The 23,210-nt window shown below is 72.0% G+C and carries 24 protein-coding genes; 16 read left to right on the top strand and 8 right to left on the bottom strand.

Annotated elements, in window-relative coordinates; genetic code table 11:
- Positions 1-73 precede the first annotated feature (73 nt).
- Positions 74-1,567 carry an IucA/IucC family protein gene (locus tag IE255_RS35150; protein WP_190054473.1) on the top strand — a complete coding sequence of 498 codons (1,494 nt, stop codon included), beginning with the start codon at positions 74-76 and terminating at the stop codon, positions 1,565-1,567.
- A gap of 30 nt (positions 1,568-1,597) precedes the next feature.
- On the opposite strand, the gene IE255_RS35155 is transcribed toward IE255_RS35150, so the two are convergent.
- Positions 1,598-2,224, bottom strand: coding sequence for a winged helix-turn-helix transcriptional regulator (locus IE255_RS35155; protein ID WP_190054474.1), 627 nt, complete (start codon positions 2,222-2,224; stop codon positions 1,598-1,600).
- Positions 2,225-2,310: 86 nt separating this feature from the next.
- On the opposite strand from IE255_RS35155, the gene IE255_RS35160 reads away from it, so the two are divergent.
- From IE255_RS35160 to IE255_RS35170, 3 genes are all read left to right on the top strand, one after another.
- Positions 2,311-3,519, top strand: coding sequence for a pyridoxal phosphate-dependent aminotransferase (locus IE255_RS35160; RefSeq protein ID WP_190054535.1), 1,209 nt, complete (start codon positions 2,311-2,313; stop codon positions 3,517-3,519).
- Positions 3,520-3,605: 86 nt separating this feature from the next.
- Positions 3,606-4,241, top strand: coding sequence for a hypothetical protein (locus IE255_RS35165; protein WP_190054475.1), 636 nt, complete (start codon positions 3,606-3,608; stop codon positions 4,239-4,241).
- A 65-nt stretch (positions 4,242-4,306) separates the two neighbouring features.
- Positions 4,307-4,729, top strand: coding sequence for an acyl-CoA thioesterase (locus IE255_RS35170; protein ID WP_190054476.1), 423 nt, complete (start codon positions 4,307-4,309; stop codon positions 4,727-4,729).
- Here IE255_RS35170 and IE255_RS35175 read toward each other — a convergent pair.
- The 7 genes from IE255_RS35175 to IE255_RS35205 form a co-directional block, all read right to left on the bottom strand.
- On the bottom strand, positions 4,689-6,095 hold the full coding sequence (locus IE255_RS35175; RefSeq protein WP_190054477.1) for a nucleobase:cation symporter-2 family protein: 1,407 nt from the start codon (positions 6,093-6,095) through the stop codon (positions 4,689-4,691). The two genes, IE255_RS35170 and IE255_RS35175, sit on opposite strands and share 41 nt — an antisense overlap.
- Positions 6,096-6,318: 223 nt before the next feature.
- Positions 6,319-7,698: an 8-oxoguanine deaminase gene (locus IE255_RS35180; protein ID WP_190054478.1), complete on the bottom strand. Its 1,380-nt coding sequence runs from the start codon at positions 7,696-7,698 to the stop codon at positions 6,319-6,321.
- 118 nt (positions 7,699-7,816) lie between these two features.
- The gene (gene pucL, locus IE255_RS35185; protein WP_190054479.1) at positions 7,817-8,740 is read right to left on the bottom strand and encodes a factor-independent urate hydroxylase; all 924 of its coding nucleotides are present in this window, start codon (positions 8,738-8,740) and stop codon (positions 7,817-7,819) included.
- Between the two features lie 6 nt (positions 8,741-8,746).
- Positions 8,747-9,160, bottom strand: coding sequence for a hydroxyisourate hydrolase (uraH, locus tag IE255_RS35190; RefSeq protein WP_190054480.1), 414 nt, complete (start codon positions 9,158-9,160; stop codon positions 8,747-8,749).
- 2 nt (positions 9,161-9,162) lie between these two features.
- On the bottom strand, positions 9,163-9,675 hold the full coding sequence (gene uraD, locus IE255_RS35195; RefSeq protein WP_190054481.1) for a 2-oxo-4-hydroxy-4-carboxy-5-ureidoimidazoline decarboxylase: 513 nt from the start codon (positions 9,673-9,675) through the stop codon (positions 9,163-9,165).
- A gap of 143 nt (positions 9,676-9,818) precedes the next feature.
- Positions 9,819-10,187, bottom strand: a complete 369-nt coding sequence (locus IE255_RS35200) for a helix-turn-helix domain-containing protein (RefSeq protein WP_114256191.1) — start codon at positions 10,185-10,187, stop codon at positions 9,819-9,821.
- On the bottom strand, positions 10,184-10,435 hold the full coding sequence (locus tag IE255_RS35205; RefSeq protein WP_190054482.1) for a hypothetical protein: 252 nt from the start codon (positions 10,433-10,435) through the stop codon (positions 10,184-10,186). The genes IE255_RS35200 and IE255_RS35205 overlap by 4 nt, the downstream gene beginning before the upstream one ends.
- A 161-nt stretch (positions 10,436-10,596) precedes the next feature.
- On the opposite strand from IE255_RS35205, the gene IE255_RS35210 reads away from it, so the two are divergent.
- The 12 genes from IE255_RS35210 (at position 10,597) to IE255_RS35265 (ending at position 23,175) form a co-directional block, all read left to right on the top strand.
- Positions 10,597-11,682 carry a lytic transglycosylase domain-containing protein gene (locus tag IE255_RS35210; protein ID WP_190054483.1) on the top strand — a complete coding sequence of 362 codons (1,086 nt, stop codon included), beginning with the start codon at positions 10,597-10,599 and terminating at the stop codon, positions 11,680-11,682.
- A gap of 55 nt (positions 11,683-11,737) precedes the next feature.
- Positions 11,738-12,814 (top strand): sigma-70 family RNA polymerase sigma factor, encoded by a 1,077-nt coding sequence (locus tag IE255_RS35215; RefSeq protein WP_190054484.1) that lies wholly within the window; start codon positions 11,738-11,740, stop codon positions 12,812-12,814.
- Positions 12,815-12,935: 121 nt separating this feature from the next.
- Entirely contained in the window at positions 12,936-13,865 is a 930-nt protein-coding gene (locus tag IE255_RS35220) for an ABC transporter ATP-binding protein (protein ID WP_190054485.1), read from the top strand.
- Positions 13,862-14,632, top strand: a complete 771-nt coding sequence (locus tag IE255_RS35225) for an MlaE family ABC transporter permease (RefSeq protein WP_190054486.1) — start codon at positions 13,862-13,864, stop codon at positions 14,630-14,632. The genes IE255_RS35220 and IE255_RS35225 overlap by 4 nt, the downstream gene beginning before the upstream one ends.
- Positions 14,633-14,635: 3 nt before the next feature.
- On the top strand, positions 14,636-15,439 hold the full coding sequence (locus IE255_RS35230; protein WP_190054487.1) for an MlaE family ABC transporter permease: 804 nt from the start codon (positions 14,636-14,638) through the stop codon (positions 15,437-15,439).
- A 5-nt stretch (positions 15,440-15,444) separates the two neighbouring features.
- Complete coding sequence (locus IE255_RS35235; protein WP_190054488.1) at positions 15,445-16,698, top strand: MCE family protein; 1,254 nt, start codon at positions 15,445-15,447, stop codon at positions 16,696-16,698.
- Positions 16,695-17,732, top strand: a complete 1,038-nt coding sequence (locus tag IE255_RS35240; protein WP_190054489.1) for an MCE family protein — start codon at positions 16,695-16,697, stop codon at positions 17,730-17,732. Before IE255_RS35235 ends, IE255_RS35240 begins: the two co-directional genes overlap by 4 nt.
- 59 nt (positions 17,733-17,791) lie before the next feature.
- Positions 17,792-18,823, top strand: coding sequence for an MCE family protein (locus IE255_RS35245; RefSeq protein WP_372487596.1), 1,032 nt, complete (start codon positions 17,792-17,794; stop codon positions 18,821-18,823).
- The gene (locus IE255_RS35250) at positions 18,820-19,950 is read left to right on the top strand and encodes an MCE family protein (RefSeq protein ID WP_190054491.1); all 1,131 of its coding nucleotides are present in this window, start codon (positions 18,820-18,822) and stop codon (positions 19,948-19,950) included. The genes IE255_RS35245 and IE255_RS35250 overlap by 4 nt, the downstream gene beginning before the upstream one ends.
- Positions 19,947-21,269, top strand: coding sequence for an MCE family protein (locus IE255_RS35255; RefSeq protein ID WP_229906735.1), 1,323 nt, complete (start codon positions 19,947-19,949; stop codon positions 21,267-21,269). Before IE255_RS35250 ends, IE255_RS35255 begins: the two co-directional genes overlap by 4 nt.
- Positions 21,266-22,540, top strand: a complete 1,275-nt coding sequence (locus IE255_RS35260; RefSeq protein ID WP_190054492.1) for an MCE family protein — start codon at positions 21,266-21,268, stop codon at positions 22,538-22,540. The genes IE255_RS35255 and IE255_RS35260 overlap by 4 nt, the downstream gene beginning before the upstream one ends.
- Positions 22,537-23,175 (top strand): Rv1363c family protein, encoded by a 639-nt coding sequence (locus IE255_RS35265; RefSeq protein WP_229906736.1) that lies wholly within the window; start codon positions 22,537-22,539, stop codon positions 23,173-23,175. Before IE255_RS35260 ends, IE255_RS35265 begins: the two co-directional genes overlap by 4 nt.
- Positions 23,176-23,210 lie beyond the last annotated feature (35 nt).

Raw genomic sequence — 23,210 nt, forward strand, 5'->3', positions numbered from 1 at the left:
GGGCGGAGATGATCAGTATGACGGTCGTCGCCGTTCCGCTGTGACGCCCTATTCGTACCCGAGGAGCCCGCCCGTGCACCGTTCCCCCACCGCCGAGGCCGAGGTCGCCGAGGAACTGGCCGTCGTCCGGCCCGGCCTCCTGCCGCGGTACGAGGCCGAACTGCCCGGCGCCCGGGCGGCCGTGCTGTCGCGCCTGTGGCGCGGTCTCGCCCATGATCCGCTGCCCTGGGTCGCCCGCCGGGAGGAGGGCCGGGACGGGCTGACGCTGCACCTGTCGGACGGCCGCCGGCTGCACGGCCCGCGGCCGGATCCGTACGCGACCGGCGCGTACGTCACCGAGGTACGGCTCGACGCGACGGCCTACGGCGATCCGGCGCGGCTGGTGACGGACCTCGCCGTCCCGCACTCCGCCGCCTTCGCCGCCGAACTCGGGCACAGCGTCGCCTCGTTGGCGCTGTCGAGGGCGGGGCAGGACAGCGCGCGGGAGGCGTGGCCGGAGAGCGACTGGGCGTGGGAGCAGCGGATCGTCGACGGGCATCCGTTCCACCCGACCTGCCGGTCCCGGCCCGGTTTCTCGGTGGCCGAGCAGCTCGCCTACGGGCCCGAGCACCGGCCGCTGGTGGAACTCGGGCTGGTGCCGGTGCGGGCGGAGGAATGCCTGGTGACGGGGGCGTGGCCGCGGGACCTGCGGGACGGGGAGCGGGTGGTGCTGCCGGTGCACCCGTGGCAGGCGGCGCATGTGCTGAAGCGGACCTGCGAGGAGCGGCGTACCGGGCATCCGCTGATGTCCCTGCGGACGCTCGCGCTGCCCGGCGGGCCGCATGTGAAGACCTCGCTCAGCGCCCGGCTGACGTCCTCGGTGCGGGACATCTCGCTGCCGTCGGTCGCCGCGTCCGCGGTGCTGTCGGACTTCGCCGGGATCCCGGCGGCGCGCGCGGACGGCCTGCTGCACGTCACCCGCACCCTGGGCGCGGCGGCGGCCGGCTCCCCCGACTTGGCGGCCGTCCTGCGGGAGTCGCCGCAGACCTACGCGGGCGACGGCGAGCGGGTGCTGCCGGTGGCGGCGCTCGCCACCACCGAGCTGCCCCGCTCCCCCGGCTGGCTGGCCGGTTTCGCGCGCCTCGCCCTCACGGTCGGCCTGCGGCTGCTGGAGCTGGGCGTGGCCCTGGAGGCGCACGGCCAGAACCTGCTGGTGGTGCTCTCGCCGGCGGGCGATCCGCTGCGGCTGGTCTACCGCGACCTGGCCGACATCCGCGTCAGCCCGGCCCGCCTCGGCCGGCACGGCATCGCGGTGCCCGAGCTGCCCGCCCGCATGGTCACGGACGACGAACGCACGCTCCGCCGCAAGCTGTTCGGCTCGCTCGTGGCGGGCGCGCTGGCCGGGACGGCGGGCTCGGGTGAGGCGCTCGCCGCGGCGCTGGAGACGGCCGTACGGGATCTCCCGCCCACTGCGGATCTCGCCGCGCTGCGTGCCGAGCCCCTGCCCACGAAGGCGCTGACGCTGATGCGGCTCTCGCCGCGGACACCCGGGGACCAGTGGGCGGAACTGCCCAATCCCCTTCGCTGAGCCCCGTTTTGGAGCCGTACGAGCCCTCTCTCATGCCTCGCGGAGTGCCTTGGCGAGCGTGCCCTCGCCGGTCACCTGGACCCGCCCGTCCCGCACGGCGTGGGCGAGGCTCAGTTCCCCCCGGCCGAGGGCCGTGCACGTACCGGTGTCCAGGACGAGCCGGGCGTCCGGCTCGGCGGGGGCGGGTCCGTCGCCGTAGACGGGCCCGTCCTCGGCACCGGCGTACACATGGAACAGCCCTTCCTCCAGGCGGACTTCGACGAGGCCCTCGCCGTCCAGCAGGCGCAGCAGGGGCAGGGCGAACCAGTGCGCGCGCACGGCGTCCGTGGGGCGCCGCTCGTCGAGCTCGGACCGTCCCCACTCCCCCAGTGTCTGGAGCACCGGCAGCAACTCCCGTCCCCGGGCGGTGAGTTCGTAGACGTAGGCCGCGCCGGGCGGTGGCAGCCGGCGGCGGGTGGCGAGGCCGTCGCGCTCCATGTCCTTCAGCCGTGAGGCGAGGACGTCCGTGCTGACGCCGGGCAGGTCCGCGTGCAGGTCGGTGTAGCGGCGGGGGCCGGCGAGCAACTCCCGGACGATCAGCAGGGTCCAGCGGTCGCCGACGACGTCGAGCGCCCGGGCGGCGGAACAGTACTGGTCGTAGCTTCGGCGAGGTGGCATGCGACGCAGTCTAGACAAGTTGTTGGACTTTCCAAGCTGCTACTTGGTAAAACCAAGCAACACCAGTGAGCGAGGGGAAGCGGCGCATGGAGTTCCGGCAGTCGAGCAAACTCAGCGAGGTCTGTTACGAGATCCGCGGCCCGGTGATAGAGCACGCCAACGCGCTGGAGGAGGCGGGCCACAGCGTGCTGCGCCTGAACACCGGCAACCCCGCGCTCTTCGGGTTCGAGGCGCCGGAGGAGATCCTCCAGGACATGATCCGGATGCTGCCGCAGGCGCACGGCTACACGGACTCGCGCGGCATCCTCTCCGCCCGCCGCGCCGTCGCCCAGCGCTATCAGACGCTGGGCCTGGAGGTCGGCGTGGACGACGTGTTCCTCGGCAACGGCGTGTCCGAGCTGGTCTCCATGGCCGTACAGGCGCTGGTCGAGGACGGCGACGAGATCCTGATCCCCGCCCCCGACTTCCCCCTCTGGACGGCGGTGACGACCCTCGCGGGCGGCAAGGCGGTCCACTACCTGTGCGACGAGCAGGCCGACTGGTACCCGGACCTGGACGACATGGCGTCGAAGATCACGGACCGCACCAAGGCGGTCGTGCTCATCAACCCCAACAACCCCACCGGCGCGGTCTACCCCAAGGAGATCGTCAAGGGCATCCTCGACCTCGCCCGCCGCCACGGCCTGATGGTCTTCGCCGACGAGATCTACGACCAGATCCTGTACGACGACGCCGTCCACCACTCGGCCGCCGCGCTCGCCCCCGACCTGGTCGTCCTCACCTTCTGCGGCCTGTCCAAGACCTACCGCGTGGCCGGCTTCCGCTCCGGCTGGCTGGTGGTCACGGGCCCGAAGCAGCACGCCAAGGACTACCTGGAGGGCCTGACCATGCTGGCCTCCATGCGGCTGTGCGCCAACGCGCCCGCCCAGTACGCCATCCAGGCCGCGCTCGGCGGCCGGCAGTCCATCGGCGAGCTGACCAGGCCCGGCGGGCGGCTGCTGGAGCAGCGGGACGTGGCCTGGCGGAAGCTCAACGAGATCCCCGGCGTGACCTGCGTGAAGCCGAAGGGCGCGCTGTACGCCTTCGCGCGCCTGGACCCCAAGGTGCACAAGATCCACGACGACGAGCAGTTCGTCCTGGACCTGCTGCTGCGGGAGAAGATCCAGGTGGTCCAGGGCACGGGCTTCAACTGGCCGACCCCGGACCACTTCCGCATCCTGACCCTGCCGCACGCGGACGACCTGGAGGCGGCGATCGGGCGGATCGGGCGGTTCCTGAGCGGGTACCGCCAGTAGGCGCGGTCGGGCGCGGTTGTCAGTGGCGGGTCGTAGCCTGCGAGCAGGTGGGCGAGAGCCCGAAGCCGGCCCGAGAGGAGCGCGCCGTGACCCGACCGCCGAGCGCCGCGCAGCGGCGTGTCATCGACGCCGCCGACCCGGTGACCGGCCGCCTGCGGGGGACGGAGGCGCAGCTCGCGGCGCTGGTGAAGCGCGGGCTGGCCTTCCGGCACCCCCGGCCGCCGCACGATCACTTTCTGACGCCGGAGGGGCATCGGGTGCGGCAGGGCATCACCCGGGCGCCCGAGCCGGCCGGGCCGGGGAAGGCCCCCGCCTCGACGGGTGTGTTCGCGGCACGGACCGGTGGCGAACCGGATCCCCCGCAGCCCGGGCCCGCCCGGCGCCGTGAGGTGCACAGCGCCTGGCTGGGCCTGCTGGAGCTGCGCCGGATGACCAACCCGGACGGGGCGGTGGACCGGCCGTGCGGCTGGGAGCGCACGCATCTGGTGCGGGCCGCCGCGCTCGCGCTGGAGGCGGCGGGCCACCGACCGGCCGGACCGGACGACGGGGGCTACCGGGTACGGGAGACTCCGCAGCCGGAGGCCGTCGCCGTCCACGAGCCGGACGGCGAGGCGCTGCGCGCGTGCGCGGCCACTTTGGAGGAAGCAGGCTGGCAGGTGAGCGAGCACCGCGAGCCGCGCACCGGGACCCGATATCTCCTGGCTTCACCGCGCCGAGCGTGATGAGCATGCCAAGATCAGGGGATCGTTGCGTACGCCACGAGTGTCCGGTGCGAGAGGGGAAGCCCATGAGCGAGCCGTTTTCCGTCCCGGTGACCGTCCGCGGTTACGAGACCGACGTACAGGGTCACCTCAACCAGAGCGTGTACCTGAATTACGCGGAACACGCCCGCTGGTCATTACTGCAAGCTGCGGGGATCAGCCAGGCCGGTCTCATATCCCAGGGGGTGGGACCGGTCGCCCTGGAGACGACCATCCGCTACAAGCGGGAGCTGCTCGCGGGCGACGAGGTCGAGGTGACCTGCGCCTTCGAGTGGGGCGACGGCAAGACGTTCCGTATCGAGCAGACCGTCCGCAAGACCGACGGCACGGTGGCCGCCGAGATCACGGCGGTCGGCGGCATCCTGGACCTGAAGGAGCGCAGGCTGGTCGCCGACCCGGCGGAGATCTTCAAGGAGCTGGCCTCGGATCCGGGCTTGTTCGGGCTTTAGGCGGATGAGGGGGCGTGATCTCCTCGCCCGCCTCCATGGGGTGGGTCACATCCCGCGCGTCCCTGTTGCCCAGGTGGTTGAAGACCAGGTTGAGCAGGACCGCCGCCACGCACCCCGTCGAGATGCCCGAGTCCAGGACGATCCGCGCCGTCTCCGGGAAGGCGTGGTAGAACTCCGGCGCCGTGATGGGGATGATGCCGACGGCCAGGGAGACGGCCACGATCAGGACGTTGTTGTCCTTGTCGAGGCCGGCCCGGACCAGGGTCTGGATGCCGCTGGCGGCGACCGAGCCGAAGAGGACCACGCCCGCGCCGCCCAGGACCGGGCGCGGTACGACGGCGATCAGTGAGGCGGCCATCGGGCACAGGCCCATGAGCACCAGGAAGCCGCCGCCGGCCGCGACGACGTACCGGCTGCGGATCCTCGTCATCGCGACCAGGCCGATGTTCTGCGCGAAGGCGCTGCACATGAAGCCGTTGAACACGGGGCTGAGCGCCGAGCCGAGGGTGTCGGCGCGCAGGCCGGCCGCGATGGTCTTCTCGTCGGCCGGGCGGTCGACGATCTCGCCCAGGGCCAGCATGTCGGCGGTCGACTCGGTCATCGACACCACCATGACCACGCACATCGAGAGGATCGCGGCGAGCTGGAACTGCGGGGCGCCGAAGTGGAACGGGGTCGGGAAGCCGATGACGGCCGCGTCCGCGACCGGGCCGAAGTCCGTGACGCCGAACGGGATCGCGAGCACCGTGCCGGCGACCAGGCCCAGCAGGACGGCGATCTGCTTGACGAAGCCCCGGGTGAAGCGGCGCAGCAGCAGGACGATCAGCAGGGTCACGGCCGCGAGGCCCAGGTTGGTCGCCGAACCGTAGTCGTGCGCCGCGGGGTCGGCTCCCTGCGCCCAGCCGAAGGCGACCGGGAGGAGGGAGATGCCGATGAGAGTGATCACCGAGCCGGTGACGACCGGCGGGAAGAAGCGGATCGCCTTGCAGAAGACGGGGGCCGCCATGAAGCCCAGGAGTCCGGCGACGATGACCGCGCCGAAGATGATCGGCAGGGCGTCGGACTTGTCCTCGGTGGAGGCGACGATCGCGGTCATAGGGGCGACACCGGCGAAGGTGACGCCGTTGACGAACGGCAGCCGGGCGCCGATCTTCCAGATGCCGATGGTCTGCAGGAACGTGGCGAGGCCCGCGGTGAACAGGCAGGCGCCGGTGAGGAAGGTCAGCTCGGTGGCGGTCAGGCCGATGGCCGCGCCGACGATCAGAGGTGGGGCGACGACTCCCGCGTACATGGCGGCCACGTGCTGGAGGCCGGTCGTCGCCATCTTGAGCGCGGGGAGTTTCTCGTCAACGGGGTGGTCGGCCACGGCGGCGTCCCTCCGGTCGGTTACACGGCCGCGTCGCTCGCGGCCGTGGGTGTCAAGGAGGTGGTGCTGGTGGTCGTGCGGGACCGGACATGCGGTGGACGGGGGGTGGCCGTTCCGGGGCGCACGTGTTGACGCGCGCCCCGGAGACGGCCGCCGTGGGCCCCGCTCGGGTCCACGGCCACCGGCCGGGAGCCGTCCCTCCCGGCCGGAGTCATCCGGGGGTTCAGCCCTGCGCGGCGATCCTCGCCAGCCGCCGGGCCTCGTCCCGCGTGGCGCGGGCGATGGCGTCCTCGTCGACGGTGAGCAGCCGCCCGTGCTCGACGATCTGCCGGCCGTTCACGAAGGAGGCGGTGACCGGGGCCGCCGCGCCGAAGACCAGGGCGGTCACCGGGTCGGCGATGGAGGCGTGGGCGAGCGTGTCCATCCTCCACAGCACCAGGTCGGCGAGCTTGCCGGGCTCCAGGGAGCCGGTCTCGGCCGCCCGGCCCAGGACCTGGGCGCCGCCGTAGGTGCCCAGGCGCAGTGCCTGGCGGGCGTTCAGCGCCGCTTCCTTGTGTGCGCCGAGGCGGTTGATGAGGAGGGCGTTGCGCAGCTCGGTGTGGAGTTCGCCGGACTCGTTCGAGGCGGTGCCGTCGACGCCGAGGCCGACCGGGACGCCGGCGGCGAGCATGTCGGGCACGCGGGCGATGCCGGCCGCGAGGCGGGCGTTGGAGGACGGGCAGTGCGCGACGCCAGTCTTCGTCCGGGCGAAGGCGGCGATGTCGGAGTCGTTCATGTGGACGCAGTGCGCCATCCACACGTCCTCGCCGAGCCAGCCGGTGGACTCGAAGTAGTCGGTCGGGCCCATGCCGAACAGTTCGTGGCAGAACTTCTCCTCCTCCACGGTCTCCGAGCCGTGGGTGTGCAGCCGGACGCCGAGGCGGCGGGCGAGCTGGGCGCCGTCGCGGAGCAGTTCGGTGGAGACGGAGAAGGGCGAGCAGGGCGCGACGGCGACCTGGGTCATCGCGTCGAAGGAGGAGTCGTGGTGCTGCCGCACGGTCTCCTCGGTGGCGGCCAGGGCACCGTCGAGGGTCTCGACGGCGAAGTCCGGGGGCAGGCCGCCGTCCTTCTCGCTGCGGTCCATGGAGCCGCGGGCGAGGGTGAAGCGGACACCCATGTCGCGGGCGGCGCCGATGATCGCGCCGGACAGGTCGCCGGAGCCGTGCGGGAAGACGTAGTGGTGGTCCATGGCGGTGGTGACGCCGCCGCGGGCCATCATCGCGAGCGAGCCCTGGGCCGCCGCGCGCACCATCGGCTCGTCGATGCGCGCCCACACCGGGTACAGCGCGACCAGCCAGTCGAAGAGGTTGTGGTCGGTGGCCAGGCCCCGGGTGATCCACTGGTAGAAGTGGTGGTGGGTGTTGACCAGTCCGGGTGTCACGAGATGACCGGAGGCGTCGATACGGCGGACGACGTTCTCCAGGCCCTCGGGGGCCCTGCCCGCGCCGAGCGACTCGATGCGGTTGCCGGCGAGGACGACGTGCCCGGAGGCGTACTCGGTGTCGTGTCCGTCGACGGTCGCGATCGCGCAGTTCTCGATGACGATGCGCCGGTCTGCTGCCATGGTTCGTCCCTTTTCACGAAGTGTGCTGAATTGGAGAGGGCACGGCAGGACCCTGGGAGTTTGAGTGCCGTGGCCGGAGGGACAGGTTCCCCGGCCACGGGTGCCGAAAGAGGGAACGTCAGAGGTTGGTGAGGTCCTCGGGGATCCGCGCCTCGCAGCCGTCCCTGAGGATCGTCGCCTCGATCAGGCCGTAGGGGCGGTCGGCCGCGAAGTAGATCTCGTTGTCGTTCTTCAGCCCGAACGGCTCCAGGTCGACCAGGAAATGGTGCTTGTTCGGGAGGGAGAAGCGGACCTCGTCGATCTCACTGCGGTTGTTGATGATCCGCGCGCCCATCTGGTACAGCGTCTGCTGGAGCGAGAGCGAGTACGTCTCGGCGAAGGCCTGGAGCATGTGCTTCCGCGTCTGCTCGTAGGACTTCTCCCAGTTGGGCATGCGCTGCTCGTCGTCGGTCCAGTTGAACCGCCAGCGGCCGGAGACCTGGGTGGCCAGGATGCGGTCGTAGGCCTCCTTGAGCGTCGTGTACTTGTCCTTGACGTAGCCCCAGAACTCGGAGTTGGTCGAGTTCATGACGACCAGGTCCTTCAGCCCCGAGATGACCTCCCACGACGAGCCGTCGTAGGTGATCTGGGTCAGCCGGACCTCCTGGCCCTTGCGGACGAAGGAGTGCTTGACCTCGTCGGCGCCGATGAACTTCGAGTTGGCGTCGGAGGCCTCGATCCGCTCCCAGGCGTACTCCTCGATGCGGATCCGGGCCCGGTGGATCGGCTCCTGGCTGGTGACGAAGTGCCGGGCGAGGTGGATGCCGAACTGCTCGGCGGACTCGATGCCGTGCTCCTTGGCGAACGCGTACACCGTGTTCTTGGTGGTGTCGGTCGGCAGGACGTTGGCGTTCGAGCCGGAGTAGTGGACCTCGTCCATGTCGCCGCTCAGCGCCACGGACACGTTCAGGTCCTTGATGTGGTGGGTGGCGCCGTCCCGCGTGATCTTGACGACTCGGTTCTCGGCCTTGCCGTACTGGTTCTGTCCCAGAATCGTGGGCATTTCTAGCTAGCTCCCTCGGTATACGGAGTAGCCGAACGGGTTGAGCAGCAGCGGTACGTGGTAGTGCTCGCCCGGTACGACGGCGAACGTGATCGCCACCTCCGGGAAGAACACCCCAGGGCCGCTGTCCCGATTCGCGGGGGCGTCCTGCTGCGCATCGGCTTGCTGGTTCGCGACCTTCGCGTTCTCTTCGAAGTACGCCTCGACGGCGAAGTCGAGCCGTACGTGGGTGGTCCCCTCCGGCAGTGCCGGGAGGTCCTTGCACCGCCCGTCCCCGTCGGTCGCGGAGCCGCCGAGCGCCTGCCAGTCCGCCTCCCGGCCCGCGCGGGCGGCGAGGTGGACGGCGACGCCCTCGGCGGGGCGGCCGATGCTGGTGTCCAGGATGTGCGTGGACACGGATGCGGTGATGCCGGTGCTCATGATCAGGCTTCCTCTTCCACGAGTCGGGCCAGGCGGATGCGGTTGATCTTGCCCAGCTCGGTGCGGACGATCTCGCGCTCCCGCTCCGGCGGGTTCCCGATCCGCTCCTTGGCCGCGTCGCGCATCTGCTCGCCGGTGCGGCCGGTGGCGCAGATCAGGAAGACGTGGCCGAACCGCTCCTGGTAGGCCAGGTTCAGTTCCAGCATCTCCGCCTTCAGCTCCTCGGAGGCGCCGGCCATGCCGCGCTGCTCCCGGGCCGAGGCCGGGTCGCCGGGCTTGGGGCGGCCGATGGGCGGGTGGCCGGCCATCGCCTCCGCGAGGTCCTCGGCCGTCAGGTCCGCCATGGCGGCGTCGCTCGCGGCGTACAGGTCCTCGGCGGTGGCGTAGGGGCGGGCGGCGAGCAGGCGCCGGGCCCACGCCGAGGAGGCGCACACCTCGTGGAGCGCGGCGTGGGCCGCGTGCTCCTCCAGGGTGTTGAAACGGGCCAGGCCCGGCGGCGTGGAAGTGGACGTCACGGGAGCCTCCGTGGCCGCGAACGGCCGTCGTGCTGAACGGGCGTGCCGATAGCTAACGCCCTCCCCCGACAGCACGTCAACAGTTTGTTGAAAATTCCGTGTGACGAAACCCTGCGAGGCGGCGAAACCGGGCAGGCTCCCGGTCAGGCCCCCTTTTCGCGGTTGAGGTAGTTGTAGACGGTGAAGCGGCTGACGCCGAGGGCGCTCGCCACGGTCTCCACCCCGTGCCGTACGGAGAAGGCGCCGCGCGCCTCGAGTATCCGCACGACCTCCTGCTTGGCCTTGCGGTCCAGGTCGGCCAGCGGCATGCCCTTGCGGCGCTCCATGGCGGCGAGGATGTGATCGAGGGAGTCGGCGAGCTGCGGCAGCCGGACGGCGACGGCGTCGCGGCCCTCCCAGGACAGCACGACGTCGTCGGGGCCGGCCTCGTCCGGCGGGATCATCTCGCCGCCCATGGCGTCGACCAGCGGCTTGACGGCCGCGATGAACGGCTCGTCCCCCGGGCCGCTCACGCCTCGCCCTCCTCGACGACGTTGACCTGGAGCGTGATGCGGGTGGCGCCCGCCTCCAGCGTCTTGCGGAGCAGGGCGTCCACGGCGGTGAGCACCGCGTCGGCACCGCCCTCCGCCGTGTTGCCGAACGGTCCCACGTCCACGGCGTCCAGCTCGGCGGCCTCGACGACCTCGCGGGCCACCACGGCGTGGGCGGGCGCCTCGTCCAGGTCGAAGGGCTCGGTCGTGAACTCCACTCTCAGTCGCACGCGCTCAACCTAACGCGCGACGCGGACGTTCGTGCAGCCCCTGCGATGACTCCCCGCGCGACTCCGGGACGCAGCGCCGGAAGTCGGTCACCGCGCGCGACGGACCAGTGCCTGTGCCGCGTAGAGCAGACGACGGATCCGTACAGGGAGGGGACTGGGAGATGGCAGGGCGTGTGTTCAGGGGCGGGCTCAGAGGGGCGCGGGGTACGGCGGTGGCGGCGGCCGCTCTGGCCGCGCTGACGGCGTCGCAGGCGCCGGGGGCGGCCCCGGCACGGGCCTCGGCACCCGCGCAGCAGGCATCGGGCGGGCAGGGACCGAGCGTGTCCGGCGACAGTCCGTACCGTACGGAGCTGCCGCCGCTGCGGGCCCGGAAGAACCGGGCGCAGGCGCGGGTGCCCGGCGGCGGTGCGCTGCCGGAGACGGTGTTCGCCGCGTACCGGCACGCCGAGGCGGAGCTCACGCGCACCGCGCCGGGATGCCGGCTGCGCTGGCAGCTGCTCGCCGCGATCGGTCAGGTGGAGTCCGGGCAGGCGCGGGGCGGCCGGGTGACCGCGGACGGCACGGCCGTGACGCCGATCCTCGGCCCCCGGCTGGACGGCGCCGGGTTCGCACTCATCCGGGACAGCGACGGCGGCGCGTACGACGGGGACACCGTGTACGACCGGGCGGTCGGCCCGATGCAGTTCATCCCGTCGACCTGGGCCCGCTGGGGCGCGGACGGCAACGGCGACGGGCGGGCCGACCCGGACAACGTCTTCGACGCCGCGCTCGCCGCCGGCCGCTACCTGTGCGCGGGCGGACGGGATCTGTCGGATCCTGCCGACCTGGACCGGGCGATCCTGGGCTACAACCACTCGCGGGCCTATCTGCGCACGGTCCTCGCCTGGTACGCGTACTTCCTGTCGGGGCACCGGGTGGTGCCGGACCGTGCCGTGACGTCCTCGGAGCGAGCGGAGCCGTCGCGGCCCGCCTCCACGCCGAAGCCGGCGCCGAAGCCTTCGGCGAAGCCCTCGACGACGCCGTCCGCCCGCCCGAGCGCTCCCCGGCCGCGGACGCCGGCCGCGCCCGCCTCGCCCGCCCCGACCCGCCCCCGTCCGGCGGAGACGGAGGAGCCCGGGCTGCCCCTCCCCGGCACCGGCGCGGACCTCCCCGGCGACGGCCTGCTGCCCGGTGACACCCCGCTGACCGGCAACAGTGCGGACTCGATGGCCTCCGCCCCCTCCACAACCGCCGCTACCGGGCGGTAATGTCGCCACCCGCCGGGCGGCACGGGCCCGGCGGGCGAGCACGAAGGGGCCCTCAATGGCGACGGACATGCCTGCGGAGACGCATGCGAACACGCCTGCCGGGAGACAGGCGGCGCACGACCGCTGGGAGCGCATGTGGAGCCACCGCGAGCACCTGCTCAAGGTGGCCCGGCGCAGGTCGATGAGCCAGGAGGACGCCGAGGACGCCGTGCACGAGGCGATGCTGCGCGCCGCGGAGCGCCCGGACCTGGACGACGAGCGCCTGGGCGCCTGGCTGACGACGGTGACCATGCGGCTGTGCGTCGACCGCTACCGGCAGGTCAACCGCGAGGCCGAGGTGCGCACCAGCCCCACACTCGTCGCGCCCGGCCCGGTGCCCGTCGAGGAGGTGGTGTGCGACCGGGCGGAGGCGAAGTGGCTGGCCGTGCGCAGCGGGGAGCTGCCCGCCCGCCAGGCGGAGGCGCTGCGGCTGAAGTCCGAGGACCTGGACGTCGGCCAGGTCGCCGTGCGCATGGGGCTGAGCTACCGGACCGTCGAGTCGCTGCTGGCCCGGGCCCGCCGCACGCTGCGCGCCTCGCTGGCCGGGACCCTCGGTGCGGTGCTGTTCCTGCTCGGGCGCGGGCGGCCGCACGGGAGCGGGAAGACCCAGGCGGTGGCGGTGGCCTCGACGGCGGCGACGCTGGCGGTGGCGGGGTTCGTGCTGCCGTACACGCTCGATGGAGGCGCGGACGGTCCGGTGCCGCGGCCGGCCGTGGCCTCCCCGGGCGCGGCGACGCTGCTGCGGCCCGACGGCACCGACCGGATGTCCGTTCCGCAGCCGGCCGAGCCCTCGGCGGTCCCGTCCCGGCCGGAGCCGAGGGATGCTCCCGCCGACGGCTCCCTGCTGCCGCTGTCCGTGCCGGACCTGCCGGAGGTCTCCCCGCTGCCGGAGCTGTCGGCTCCCGGGGTGCCGGACGTGCCCGAGCTGCCGGCCCTCCCTGACGTGCCGGTCGAGCCCGCCGTCCCCGCGGTCCCGTCCGCCCCCGCGGTCCCCTCCGTCCGGCCGGTGCCGTCGGTTCCGCCCGTCCCCTCGCAGACTCCCGCCGTACCGGCCACTCCGTCGGCCGCGCCCACCCCGAGCGCGCTCCCGTAAGGGCGTCCGCCGGGCCGTCCGGAAACCCGTCCGAAAAAAATCGGCCTCCGCCGCGACGGACGCCCCGCCCCTCCCCGTAGAGCAGATGTCGGAGCTGCTCCTCGGCTGAAGGGTGAACCGGATGGGTGTCGAGATCTGTGTCGAAGGGCTGACCAAGTCCTTCGGTCACCAGGTCATCTGGCAGGACGTCTCGCTGACGCTGCCGGCCGGGGAGGTCTCGGTCCTGCTCGGCCCCTCGGGCACGGGCAAGTCGGTGTTCCTCAAGACGCTCGTCGGACTGCTGAAGCCGGAGCGCGGCTCGATCACGATTCAGGGCCGCGACCTCACCGGGCTCCGCGAGCACGAGCTGTACGAGGTGCGCAAGCTCTTCGGCGTGCTGTTCCAGGACGGCGCGCTGTTCGGCTCGATGAACCTGTACGACAACATCGCCTTCCCGCTGCGCGAGCACACCCGCAAGCCCGAGAGCGAGATCCGGCGCATCGTGCTGGAGAAGATGGACATGGTCGGGCTGATCGGCGCCGAGGAGAAGCTGCCCGGCGAGATCTCCGGCGGGATGCGCAAGCGGGCCGGGCTCGCCCGGGCGCTCGTCCTCGACCCGGAGATCATCCTCTTCGACGAACCCGACTCGGGCCTCGACCCGGTGCGCGTGGCCTATCTCAACCAGCTGATCGTCGACCTGAACGCGCAGATCGACGCGACCTTCCTGATCGTCACGCACGACATCGCCTCGGCCCGCCAGGTCCCGGACAACATCGGGCTGCTGTTCCGCCGCGAGCTGGTGATGTTCGGGCCCCGCGAGCGGCTGCTGGCCAGTGACGAGCCGGTCGTACGGCAGTTCCTGAACGGCCGGATGCAGGGGCCGATCGGCATGGCGGAGGAAAAAGACGCCGCGCAGGTCGAGCAGGAGCTGGCGCAGCTCACCGAGGCGCCCGTGGTGCGGGAGCCGACGCCCCGCCTGCTGCCGGGCCCCGGCATCACCCGCCCGCCCCGCTGGGAGGCGATCGCGAGACGCGAGGCCGAGTTGCGCCGCAGAGAGGCGGCGGACGCGTGAGCCTGTCACCGACCGGGGCGCTGCGGCAGTCGGGCAACCTGTTCGCGATGGCGCTGGACGTCGTCCGGACCATGCCCCGACGCCCCTTCCAAGTACGGGAGTTCATCCAGCAGGCGTGGTTCATCGCGAGCGTCACGATCCTGCCCACGGCCCTCGTGTCGATTCCCTTCGGCGCGGTCATCGCGCTCCAGATCGGCAGCCTGACCCGGCAGCTCGGCGCCCAGTCCTTCGCCGGTGCCGCCTCGGTGCTCGCGGTGCTGCGGGAGGCCTCGCCGATCGTCACCGCGCTGCTGATCGCGGGCGCGGGCGGCACGGCGATCTGCGCGGACCTCGGGGCGCGCAAGATCCGCGACGAGATCGACGCCATGCAGGTCCTCGGCATCGACCCCATCCACCGTCTCGTCGTGCCCCGGGTGCTGGCCTCGATGCTGGTGGCGGTGCTGCTCAACGGCCTGGTGTCGGTGGTGGGCGTCGCGGGCGGCTACTTCTTCAACGTGGTCCTGCAGAACGGCACCCCGGGCGCCTATCTCGCCTCCTTCACCACCCTGGCGCAGCTCTCCGACCTGTGGGCGGCCGAGATCAAGGCGCTGGTGTTCGGCGCGATCGCGGCGATCGTCGCCTCGTACAAGGGGCTCACGGCGAAGGGCGGGCCGAAGGGCGTGGGGGACGCCGTCAACCAGTCGGTGGTGATCACGTTCATGTTGCTGTTCGTGACGAACTTCGTGATGACCGCCGTGTACTTCCAAGTCGTTCCGCAGAGGGGCTGAGGCATGGCGCTGTTGCATCGGCTGGAGGAGCTGGGCGCCCAACTGTCGTTCTACGGGCGTTCGCTGGCCTGGACCGGCCGCACCCTGCGCCGCTACAAGAAGGAGATCCTGCGGCTGCTCGCCGAGGTCAGCTTCGGGCGCGGCGCGCTCGCGGTCGTCGGCGGCACGGTCGGCGTGATCGCCTTCCTGTCGTTCTTCACCGGCACCGAGGTCGGGCTCCAGGGCTACGCGGCCCTCAACCAGCTCGGCACCTCCAACTTCGTGGCGTTCCTGTCGGCGTACTTCAACACCCGGGAGATCGCCCCCCTGGTGGCCGGGCTCGCGCTGTCCGCGACGGTCGGTGCCGGGTTCACCGCCCAGCTCGGCGCGATGCGGATCAGCGAGGAGACCGACGCGCTGGAGGTGATGGGCGTGCCCTCGCTGCCGTTCCTCGTCACCACCCGGATGATCGCCGGGTTCGTCGCCGTCATCCCGCTGTACGTGGTCGGGCTGCTGTCGTCGTACCTGGCCGCCCGGACCATCACCACCGTGTACCACGGGCAGTCGACGGGCACGTACGACCACTACTTCCACCAGTACCTGCCGCCGGTCGACGTGCTCTGGTCCTTCGGCAAGGTGATCGTCTTCGCCGTGCTGATCATCCTGGTGCACTGCTACTACGGCTACTACGCGAGCGGCGGGCCGGCCGGTGTCGGTGTCGCGGTGGGCCGCGCGGTGCGGACGTCGATCGTCGCGATCAACGTCCTGGACTTCTTCCTGAGCCTCGCGATCTGGGGCGCGAGCACGACCGTACGGATCGCGGGGTGAGGCCGATGAGAACCGTCCGACTACGGCTGTACGGCATCACGTTCATCGCCGTGCTCGCACTGTTGCTGTCGCTGGCGGTGGCCGTCTACCGGCAGGCGTTCACGCCGGTGGTGCGCATCACGCTGGAGGCCGACAGCCTGGGCAACCAGCTGGAGCCGCGCGCCGACGTCAAGCTGCGCGGGCTGCTGGTCGGCGAGGTGCGCGAGGTCAGCGCGGACGGTGCGAAGGCGACGCTCGGCATCGCGCTCAAGCCGGAGTACGTCACGCACATCCCGGCGGACGTGCACGCGCGGCTGCTGCCCAAGACGCTGTTCGGCGAGAAGTACGTCGACCTCGTGGCCCCCGACCGCGCCGCGTCGTCCTCGGCCCGGCCGATCCGCGCCGGGGACGTCATCACCCAGGACCGCACGAAGGCGGGGATGGAGGTGCAGCGGCTGCTGAACGACCTGCTGCCGCTGCTGCGCGCGGTCGAGCCCGGTGAACTCAGCGCCACGCTCTCGGCGTTCGCCACCGCGCTGGAGGGCCGGGGCGACCGCATCGGCGACAACCTGACCCGGGTCGAGGCCTATCTGCGCCGGCTCAACCCGCATCTGCCGTCCCTGAAGGAGGACATCGCGCGCTTCGCCGACGTCGCCGAGGTGTACGGCGACGCCGCCCCCGACCTGATGAGGATCCTGCGCAACACCGTCACCACCAGCCGGACCCTCGTGGAGAAGCAGGACCGGCTGGCCGCGGGGCTCCGCACGACAGCCACGGTCGCGGGCACCGCGGAGGACTTCCTCGACGACAACGGCGACCGGCTGATCACCCTCGGCCGCGTCTCCCGGCCCACGCTGGAGCTGTTCGCCCGCTACTCGCCCGAGTACCCGTGCCTGCTGGACGGCCTGGTGCGGCAGGAGCGGGTGTCGGAGGACGCGTTCCGGGGCGGCGCGATGCGGATCACCCTCGAAGTGGTGCGGCCTCAGGGGGCGTACAAGCCCGGCGAGGAGCCGCGCTACGCCGATCGGTCGGGGCCCGACTGCCGGGGCCTGCCGCACCCGCCGGTGCCGGGACCGAAGCCCAAGCTCGACGACGGTACGTCGGCGGGGAGTCCGAGCGGTGGTGCGCCGCCCGGTGGCGTGTCCGCCACCTCCGCCGAGCAGCGGGCCGTCGGCTCGCTCGTGGCGCCCGTCCTGGGCGTACCGGCCGACGAGGTGCCGCCGGTGGCGACCCTGCTGTTCGGACCGCTGGCCCGTGGAACGGCGGTGAGCGTCGCATGAGCACGTCCAAGGCACGCCGGACGGCCGGCCCGCTGGTCAAGTTCAGCCTCTTCACGCTGGTGACGGTCACGGCGACGGCCCTGCTCGCCGCCACCATCGTCAACCTCTCCTTCACCCCGGAGCACACCTACCGAGCGGTGTTCAGCGACGTCACCGGCCTGGAGGAGGGCGACGACATCCGGGTGGCCGGGGTGCGGGTCGGTGAGGTCGAGGACATCCGGATCAAGGACCGGACGCTGGCCGAGGTCAGCTTCACGGTGCGCGAGGACCGTCCGCTGCTCACCAGCACCCACGCGGTCGTCCGCTACCGCAATCTGGTCGGGCAGCGGTACGTCGCCCTGACCGAGGGCGCGGGCGACGGCACCCGGCTGCGGCCCGGCGGCACGATCCCGCTGTCGCGGACGCAGCCGGCGCTGGACCTCAACGCGCTGCTGAACGGCTTCAAACCACTGTTCGCCGCGCTCAGCCCGAAGGACGTCAACCAGCTCGCCACCGAGATCATCCGGACGCTCCAGGGCGAGGGCGGCACGGTCAACAGCCTGCTCGCGCACACGGCATCGCTCACGACGACCCTCGCCAACCGCGACCGGCTGATCGGCTCGGTGATCGACAACCTCAACACCGTGCTGGCCACGCTCGACAAGCGCGGCGCCCGCTTCTCCGGGCTGCTCAAGCAGCTGCGGCGGGTGATCTCGGGGCTGTCCGCCGACCGCAAGCCCATCGGGGAGTCGCTGGTGGGCATCGGCGATCTGACCGAGGCCACGTCGGGGCTGCTCCGGGACGCCCGCCCGCCGCTGAAGGACGACATCGCCGAGCTGACCGATCTCACCGGAACGCTGAACAGGAACGAGAAGACCGTGGAGGGCGTGCTGAAGCGGCTGCCGAACAAGCTGGACGAGCTGACGGGGACGGCGTCCTACGGCTCGTGGTTCAACTTCTACCTCTGCGACTTCGACGGCCGGATCGTGCTGCCGAGGACGAAGCAGGTGCTCACTCCCGAGCTGCATGTGGCGAGGGCGAGGTGCGGCGGATGACCCGGCGTGTCTTCCGGCGACGGGCCCGTCGCCCCGAGCCCTTGATGAAGGTGCGGATCATGCCGCCGAAACTGCCGGGGCTGCCGCGCCTGCGGCTGCGCCGGCCGCGTGCGAAGGCGTTCCGCGACCGCAATCCCGTGGTGATCGGCGCCGCCGGCCTCACCGCCCTGGCGCTGCTGACCCTCGCCGCGTTCAACGCCGACAGCCTGCCGCTGATCGGCGGCGGCGCGCGATACAGCGCGGCCTTCTCGGAGGCGGGCGGGCTCAAGCCGGGCGACGAGGTGCGGATCGCCGGGGTCAAGGTCGGCAAGGTCGAGGAGGTCGGCCTGGACGGCGACCACGTCAAGGTCACGTTCAAGGTCAAGGGCGATCCGCGGTTCGGCACCGGCACCGGCGCGTCCATCCGGGTCAAGACGATCCTCGGCGCGAAGTACCTCGCCCTGCACCCCGAGGGGCCGGGCCAGTTGGAGCCGGGGAGCGAGATCCCGCTGCGGCGGACCGTCTCGGCGTACGACGTCGTGCAGGCGTTCAGCGACCTGACGACCACGACCGAGGAGGTCGACACGCAGCGGCTCGCGAAGGCGCTGGACACCATCTCCACCACCTTCCAGGACTCGCCCGCCGAAGTACGGGCCTCCATCAAGGGCCTGTCGCGGATCTCCCGGACGGTGGCCTCGCGCGACAAGGCGCTGCGCGAGCTCCTCGACCACGCGAACGGGGTCACCGGGGTGCTGGCCGAACGGTCCGAGGACTTCTCCGCACTGGTCGAGGACGGCGACAAGCTGTTCAAGGAGATCAGCAAGCGGCGCGCCGCGATCCACAAGCTGCTCAAGAGCTCCGCCGCGCTCGGCATCCAGCTCTCCGGCCTGGTCGAGGACAACCGCGAGGAGATCGGGCCCGCCCTGAAGGGCCTGAACACGTTCGTCGCGATGCTCGAACGCAACCAGAAGAGCCTGGACCGCAGCGTGCGGCTGCTCGCCCCGTACGTGCGGGTCTTCAGCAACACCCTCGGCAACGGCCGCTGGTTCGACTCCTACGTCCAGAACCTGGTGGCCGCTCCGGTGGTGCCCCGCACGGGAGGCACCCGATGACCGGACGTCTCAAGGCCGTCGCGCTGCTCACCGCGCTCGCGGTCGCCGCCGCGCTCGGCGTGGTGCTGTGGCCGCAGTCCGACCCGGTCCGGGTCACGGCGTACTTCCCGCGCACCGTCGGCATCTACCCCGGCTCGGACGTGCGCGTCCTCGGCGTCCGCATCGGCGAGGTCAGGAGCATCACGCCCGAGGGCGGCCGGGTGCGGGTCGAGCTGGAGTACGACAAGGCCCAGAGGGTCCCGGCCGACGCGCAGGCGGCGATCATCAACTCCTCGGTGGTCAGCGACCGTTACGTGCAGCTGTTGCCGGTGTACCGCAAGGGCCCGGTGCTGCGGGACGGGGCCGTCATCCCCGAGTCGCGCACCGCCGTCCCGGTCGAGCTGGACCGGATCTTCGACAGCCTGCACACCACGTCCGAGGCGCTCGGCCCGAAGGGCGCGAACAAGGACGGTTCCCTGGCGCGGCTGCTGGGCGTGAGCGCGGACAACCTCGAAGGGCAGGGCAAGAACCTGAACCAGACGGTCGACGACCTCTCCCAGGCGGTCACCACGCTGTCCGACGGCCGCGGCGACCTGTTCGGCACCGTGCGCAACCTCCAGGTCTTCACAGCCGCGCTGGCCGCCGACGACAAGGGCGTGCGGTCGTTCAACAAGAGTCTCGCCGAGGTGGCCGGGCAGCTGGCCGGGGAGCGCAAGGACCTCGCGGCGGCGCTGAAGTACCTGGCCAAGGCGCTCGGTGACGTGGCCGACTTCGTGCGGAAGAACAAGAAGACACTGGCCGCGGACGTCAAGGGCCTGAGCAAGGTCACCAAGGTGCTCGTCACCCAACGGGCCGCTCTGGAGGAGCTGTTGGAGGTGGCGCCCACCGGGCTGTCCAACCTCCAGAACGCCTACAACCCGGCCGCCGGCACCCTCGACACCCGCAACAACCCGCAGCATCCGCAGGACCCGGCCGCCCTGCTGTGCTCCCTGCTGAGGACCACCGGCGACGAGGGCGGGAAGAACCCCGACTGCGCCGAGCTGAGGAAACTCTTCGACTCCCTGCCCGAGGTGCCGAAGGCCCCGGCGGTGCCGAGCACCGGGACGGTCGACCGGAGCCTCGGCGGAATCCTGGAGGGCCGCGCATGAGCCTGCCGCGCATGAGCCTGCCGCGCAGGAGCCGGCTGGTCGCCTGGACGGCGGCCGGTTCGCTGCTGCTGACCGGCTGCGAGTTCAACGGCTGGTACGACGTGCCGCTGCCCGGCGGCGCCGCCGCGGACGGCCGTGCCTACCACGTCACGGTCGAGTTCCGGGACGTCCTGGACCTGGTGCCGCAGTCCGCGGTCAAGGTCGACGAGGTCACGGTGGGTGCCGTCGAGAAGGTCGAGCTGGACGGCTGGCACGCCCGGGTCCGGCTGCGGGTCGCCGACCATGTGAAGCTGCCCGGCAACGCGGTCGCCGAGCTGCGGCAGACCAGCATGCTCGGCGAGAAGTACGTGGCGCTGTCCGCCCCGCCGGGCACCGCACCCGCCGGCCGGCTCCGGGACGGCGACCTGATCCCGCTGTCCCGCAGCGGCCGCAACGCGGAGATCGAGGAGGTGCTGTCCGCCCTCTCCGCCCTCCTCAACGGCGGCGGCGTGGCCCAGCTCAAGACGATCACCGTGGAGCTGAACAAGGCCCTGGAGGGCCGCGAGAACCGGGTCAAGTCGCTGCTCAAGGAACTCAACACGTTCATCGGCGGCCTGGACGACCAGCGCGCGGACATCGTCCGGGCGCTCAAGGGCATCGACCGGCTGGCCAAGCGCCTCGCGAAGGAGAAGAAGACCATCGCCACGGCCGTCGACACCATGCCGCCCGCGCTGAAGGTCCTCGCCGACCAGCGGCGCGACCTGACGAAGATGCTCACCGCCCTGTCGAAGCTCGGGAAGACGGGCACGAAGGTGGTCAACGCCTCGCGGGACGACACGGTCGCGAACCTGAAGCAGCTCCGCCCCATCCTGCAGCAGCTGAACAAGGCGGGCGACGACCTGCCCAACTCCCTGGAGCTGCTGACGACCTACCCGTTCCCGCGCAACGCGGTGGACGCCGTCAAGGGCGACTACGTGAACCTCAGGGTGACCGCCGACCTGGACCTGGCGGGCATCTACGGCAACCTCACCGAGAAGCCCGGCGACGGCGGCGGCGACTCCGGCGGACCGAAGGCCCCGGACCTGCCCGACGCGCCGGATCTGCCGGCGCTGCCCGAGCTGCCGGACGTGCCGCCGGTCCCGGCACCGACCGTGCCGGACACCCCGGACCTGCCGGACACGCCCGTCGAGCCCTCGGCCCCCTCGTCCCCCTCGGACGGCGATCCGCTGTGCCCGCCGGTGTGCACCGCGGCCTACGGCCCTCCGGCCGGCTCCCACCGCCTCCCGCCGGGGATCGACCTCGATCTGGCGGAGCTCCTGCTGAAGGGGATACAGCCGTGATCACGCGTACGGTCAAGGCCCAGCTGCTCGCCTTCGCCACCGTCACCGCCGTCGGCGTGTCGTACGTCGGCGCCGAGTACACCGGCCTGGTGGACGGCCTGCTCGACCGGGGCTACACCGTGCGGGCCGACTTCGCCGACTCCGGCGGCATCTTCTCCGGCGCCGAGGTCACCTACCGCGGCGTGCCGGTGGGCCGCGTGGGCGAGCTGCGGCTGTCCGGTTCCGGGGTCTCGGTGGCCCTGGACATCGAGGACGGCGCGCCGCGCATCCCCTCGGACACGCTGGCGGTGGTGGCGAACCGCTCGGCGGTGGGCGAGCAGTACGTCGACCTGCAACCGCGCCGCACGAGCGGCCCGTACCTGCTGGACGGCAGTACGATCCCGCGCGACCGCACCCGTGTGCCGCTGCCCGTCACGGACATGGTCGTCAGCCTGGACCGGCTGGTGAACTCCGTCGGGAAGGACGATCTGCGGATCACCGTCGACGAGCTGGGCGACGCCTTCGCCGGGACGGGGCCGCGGCTGAGCCGGCTGGTGGACTCGGGCAACGCGCTCGTCGAGTCGGCGTCCGACTCGCTCCCGGAGACGATCTCGCTCATCGAGGACTCGCGCAGGGTCCTCAAGACGCAGGCCGACCAGGGCTCGTCCATCAAGTCGTTCTCCCGCGATCTGGCCACGCTCACCGCCCAGTTGAAGTCGAGCGACGGGGACCTGCGCCGGCTGATCGGCAACACGCCGCCCGCCGGGACGGAGGTCAACTCGCTGCTGAAGTCCCTCCGGCCGGACCTGCCGGTGCTGCTGGCCAACCTCATCAGCGGCGGCCAGGTCACGCTGGCCCGGCTGCCCGGCGTGGAGCAGGCCCTGGTCACCTTCCCGGTGGTGGTCGCGGGCAGCCACACCGTCATCCCCGGCGACGGGACCACCCACTTCGGCCTCGTCCTCAACGCCGACGACCCGCCGGCCTGCACCCAGGGCTACGACACGCGGCGGCGCGACCCCGCGGACACCAGCAGGCGCCCGGCGAACACCGACGCGCGCTGCACCGCCCCGCGCGGCAGCGACACCTCGGTGCGCGGCGCCCAGAACGCCCCCGGCGCCTCCGGCCGCTCCAGCGGCGCCGACCGGGCGGCGTACGTCGCCCCGTACGACCCGGAGACCGGTACCGCCACCGGCCCGGACGGAACGCCCGTCGAGATCGGCTCGACGGGCGGCGAACAGACCGTGTTCGGAAAGGACTCGTGGCAATGGCTGCTCGTCGGACCGATGGCATGAGCGGGGGCCCGCGCCCGCTGACCGGTGGCCCGCGCCCGCTGACCGATGGCCCGCTCGCGCGGGCCGTACGACCGGTGCGGCGGCTGATCGCCGGACGGGCGGACACCCGTCGCCCCACGGCGTCGCCCGCCGGGGACCGCACCACGCCGGCCGCCGGCCGCCGGCGGGCGCTGTCGGCGGGGCTCGTCGTGGCGACGGTCCTGACCACGGCGTCGGCCCTCTGGCTGGGCTTCCAGGTGCGGGAGCAGCGCGCGGCCGAGCAGCGCCGCCAGGACATTCTGGCGGCGGCCCGGCAGTCGGCGCTGAACTTCACCTCGCTCGACTACCGGCACTACGACCGCGACAGCGGCAACGTCCTGAAGGGCGCCACGGGCGACTTCAGGAAGCAGTTCGCCGCGCAGACCCAGGAGCTGACCAAGCTCGTCGCGCAGAACAAGTCGGTGTCCGAGGGCCAGGTCCTCGAAGCGGGCCTGGTGCGCTCGGACGCGCGGTCGGCCCGGGTCCTGGTGGTCGCCGACAGCAAGGTGACCAACACCGCCGTGCCCAAGGGGGAGGCACGCACGTACCGGCTGCAACTCGACCTCGTCCTGGAGGGCGGCCGCTGGCTGACCTCCGACGTCGAGTTCGTCGGCTGACCACCCGTCCAGCATCGAGGCTCCGAGGAGACAGA

Source organism: Streptomyces lomondensis (assembly GCF_014651035.1).
GTDB lineage: Bacteria > Actinomycetota > Actinomycetes > Streptomycetales > Streptomycetaceae > Streptomyces > Streptomyces lomondensis.

Coding starts and splice junctions, on each gene's coding strand:
- IE255_RS35155 (WP_190054474.1), bottom strand. CDS start 2,224: ATGCCACCTCGCCGAAGCTACGACCAGTACTGTTCCGCCGCCCGGGCG.
- IE255_RS35160 (WP_190054535.1), top strand. CDS start 2,311: ATGGAGTTCCGGCAGTCGAGCAAACTCAGCGAGGTCTGTTACGAGATC.
- IE255_RS35170 (WP_190054476.1), top strand. CDS start 4,307: ATGAGCGAGCCGTTTTCCGTCCCGGTGACCGTCCGCGGTTACGAGACC.
- IE255_RS35180 (WP_190054478.1), bottom strand. CDS start 7,698: ATGGCAGCAGACCGGCGCATCGTCATCGAGAACTGCGCGATCGCGACC.
- pucL (WP_190054479.1), bottom strand. CDS start 8,740: ATGCCCACGATTCTGGGACAGAACCAGTACGGCAAGGCCGAGAACCGA.
- uraH (WP_190054480.1), bottom strand. CDS start 9,160: ATGAGCACCGGCATCACCGCATCCGTGTCCACGCACATCCTGGACACC.
- IE255_RS35210 (WP_190054483.1), top strand. CDS start 10,597: ATGGCAGGGCGTGTGTTCAGGGGCGGGCTCAGAGGGGCGCGGGGTACG.
- IE255_RS35215 (WP_190054484.1), top strand. CDS start 11,738: ATGGCGACGGACATGCCTGCGGAGACGCATGCGAACACGCCTGCCGGG.
- IE255_RS35220 (WP_190054485.1), top strand. CDS start 12,936: ATGGGTGTCGAGATCTGTGTCGAAGGGCTGACCAAGTCCTTCGGTCAC.
- IE255_RS35230 (WP_190054487.1), top strand. CDS start 14,636: ATGGCGCTGTTGCATCGGCTGGAGGAGCTGGGCGCCCAACTGTCGTTC.
- IE255_RS35235 (WP_190054488.1), top strand. CDS start 15,445: ATGAGAACCGTCCGACTACGGCTGTACGGCATCACGTTCATCGCCGTG.
- IE255_RS35240 (WP_190054489.1), top strand. CDS start 16,695: ATGAGCACGTCCAAGGCACGCCGGACGGCCGGCCCGCTGGTCAAGTTC.
- IE255_RS35245 (WP_372487596.1), top strand. CDS start 17,792: ATGCCGCCGAAACTGCCGGGGCTGCCGCGCCTGCGGCTGCGCCGGCCG.
- IE255_RS35250 (WP_190054491.1), top strand. CDS start 18,820: ATGACCGGACGTCTCAAGGCCGTCGCGCTGCTCACCGCGCTCGCGGTC.
- IE255_RS35255 (WP_229906735.1), top strand. CDS start 19,947: ATGAGCCTGCCGCGCATGAGCCTGCCGCGCAGGAGCCGGCTGGTCGCC.
- IE255_RS35265 (WP_229906736.1), top strand. CDS start 22,537: ATGAGCGGGGGCCCGCGCCCGCTGACCGGTGGCCCGCGCCCGCTGACC.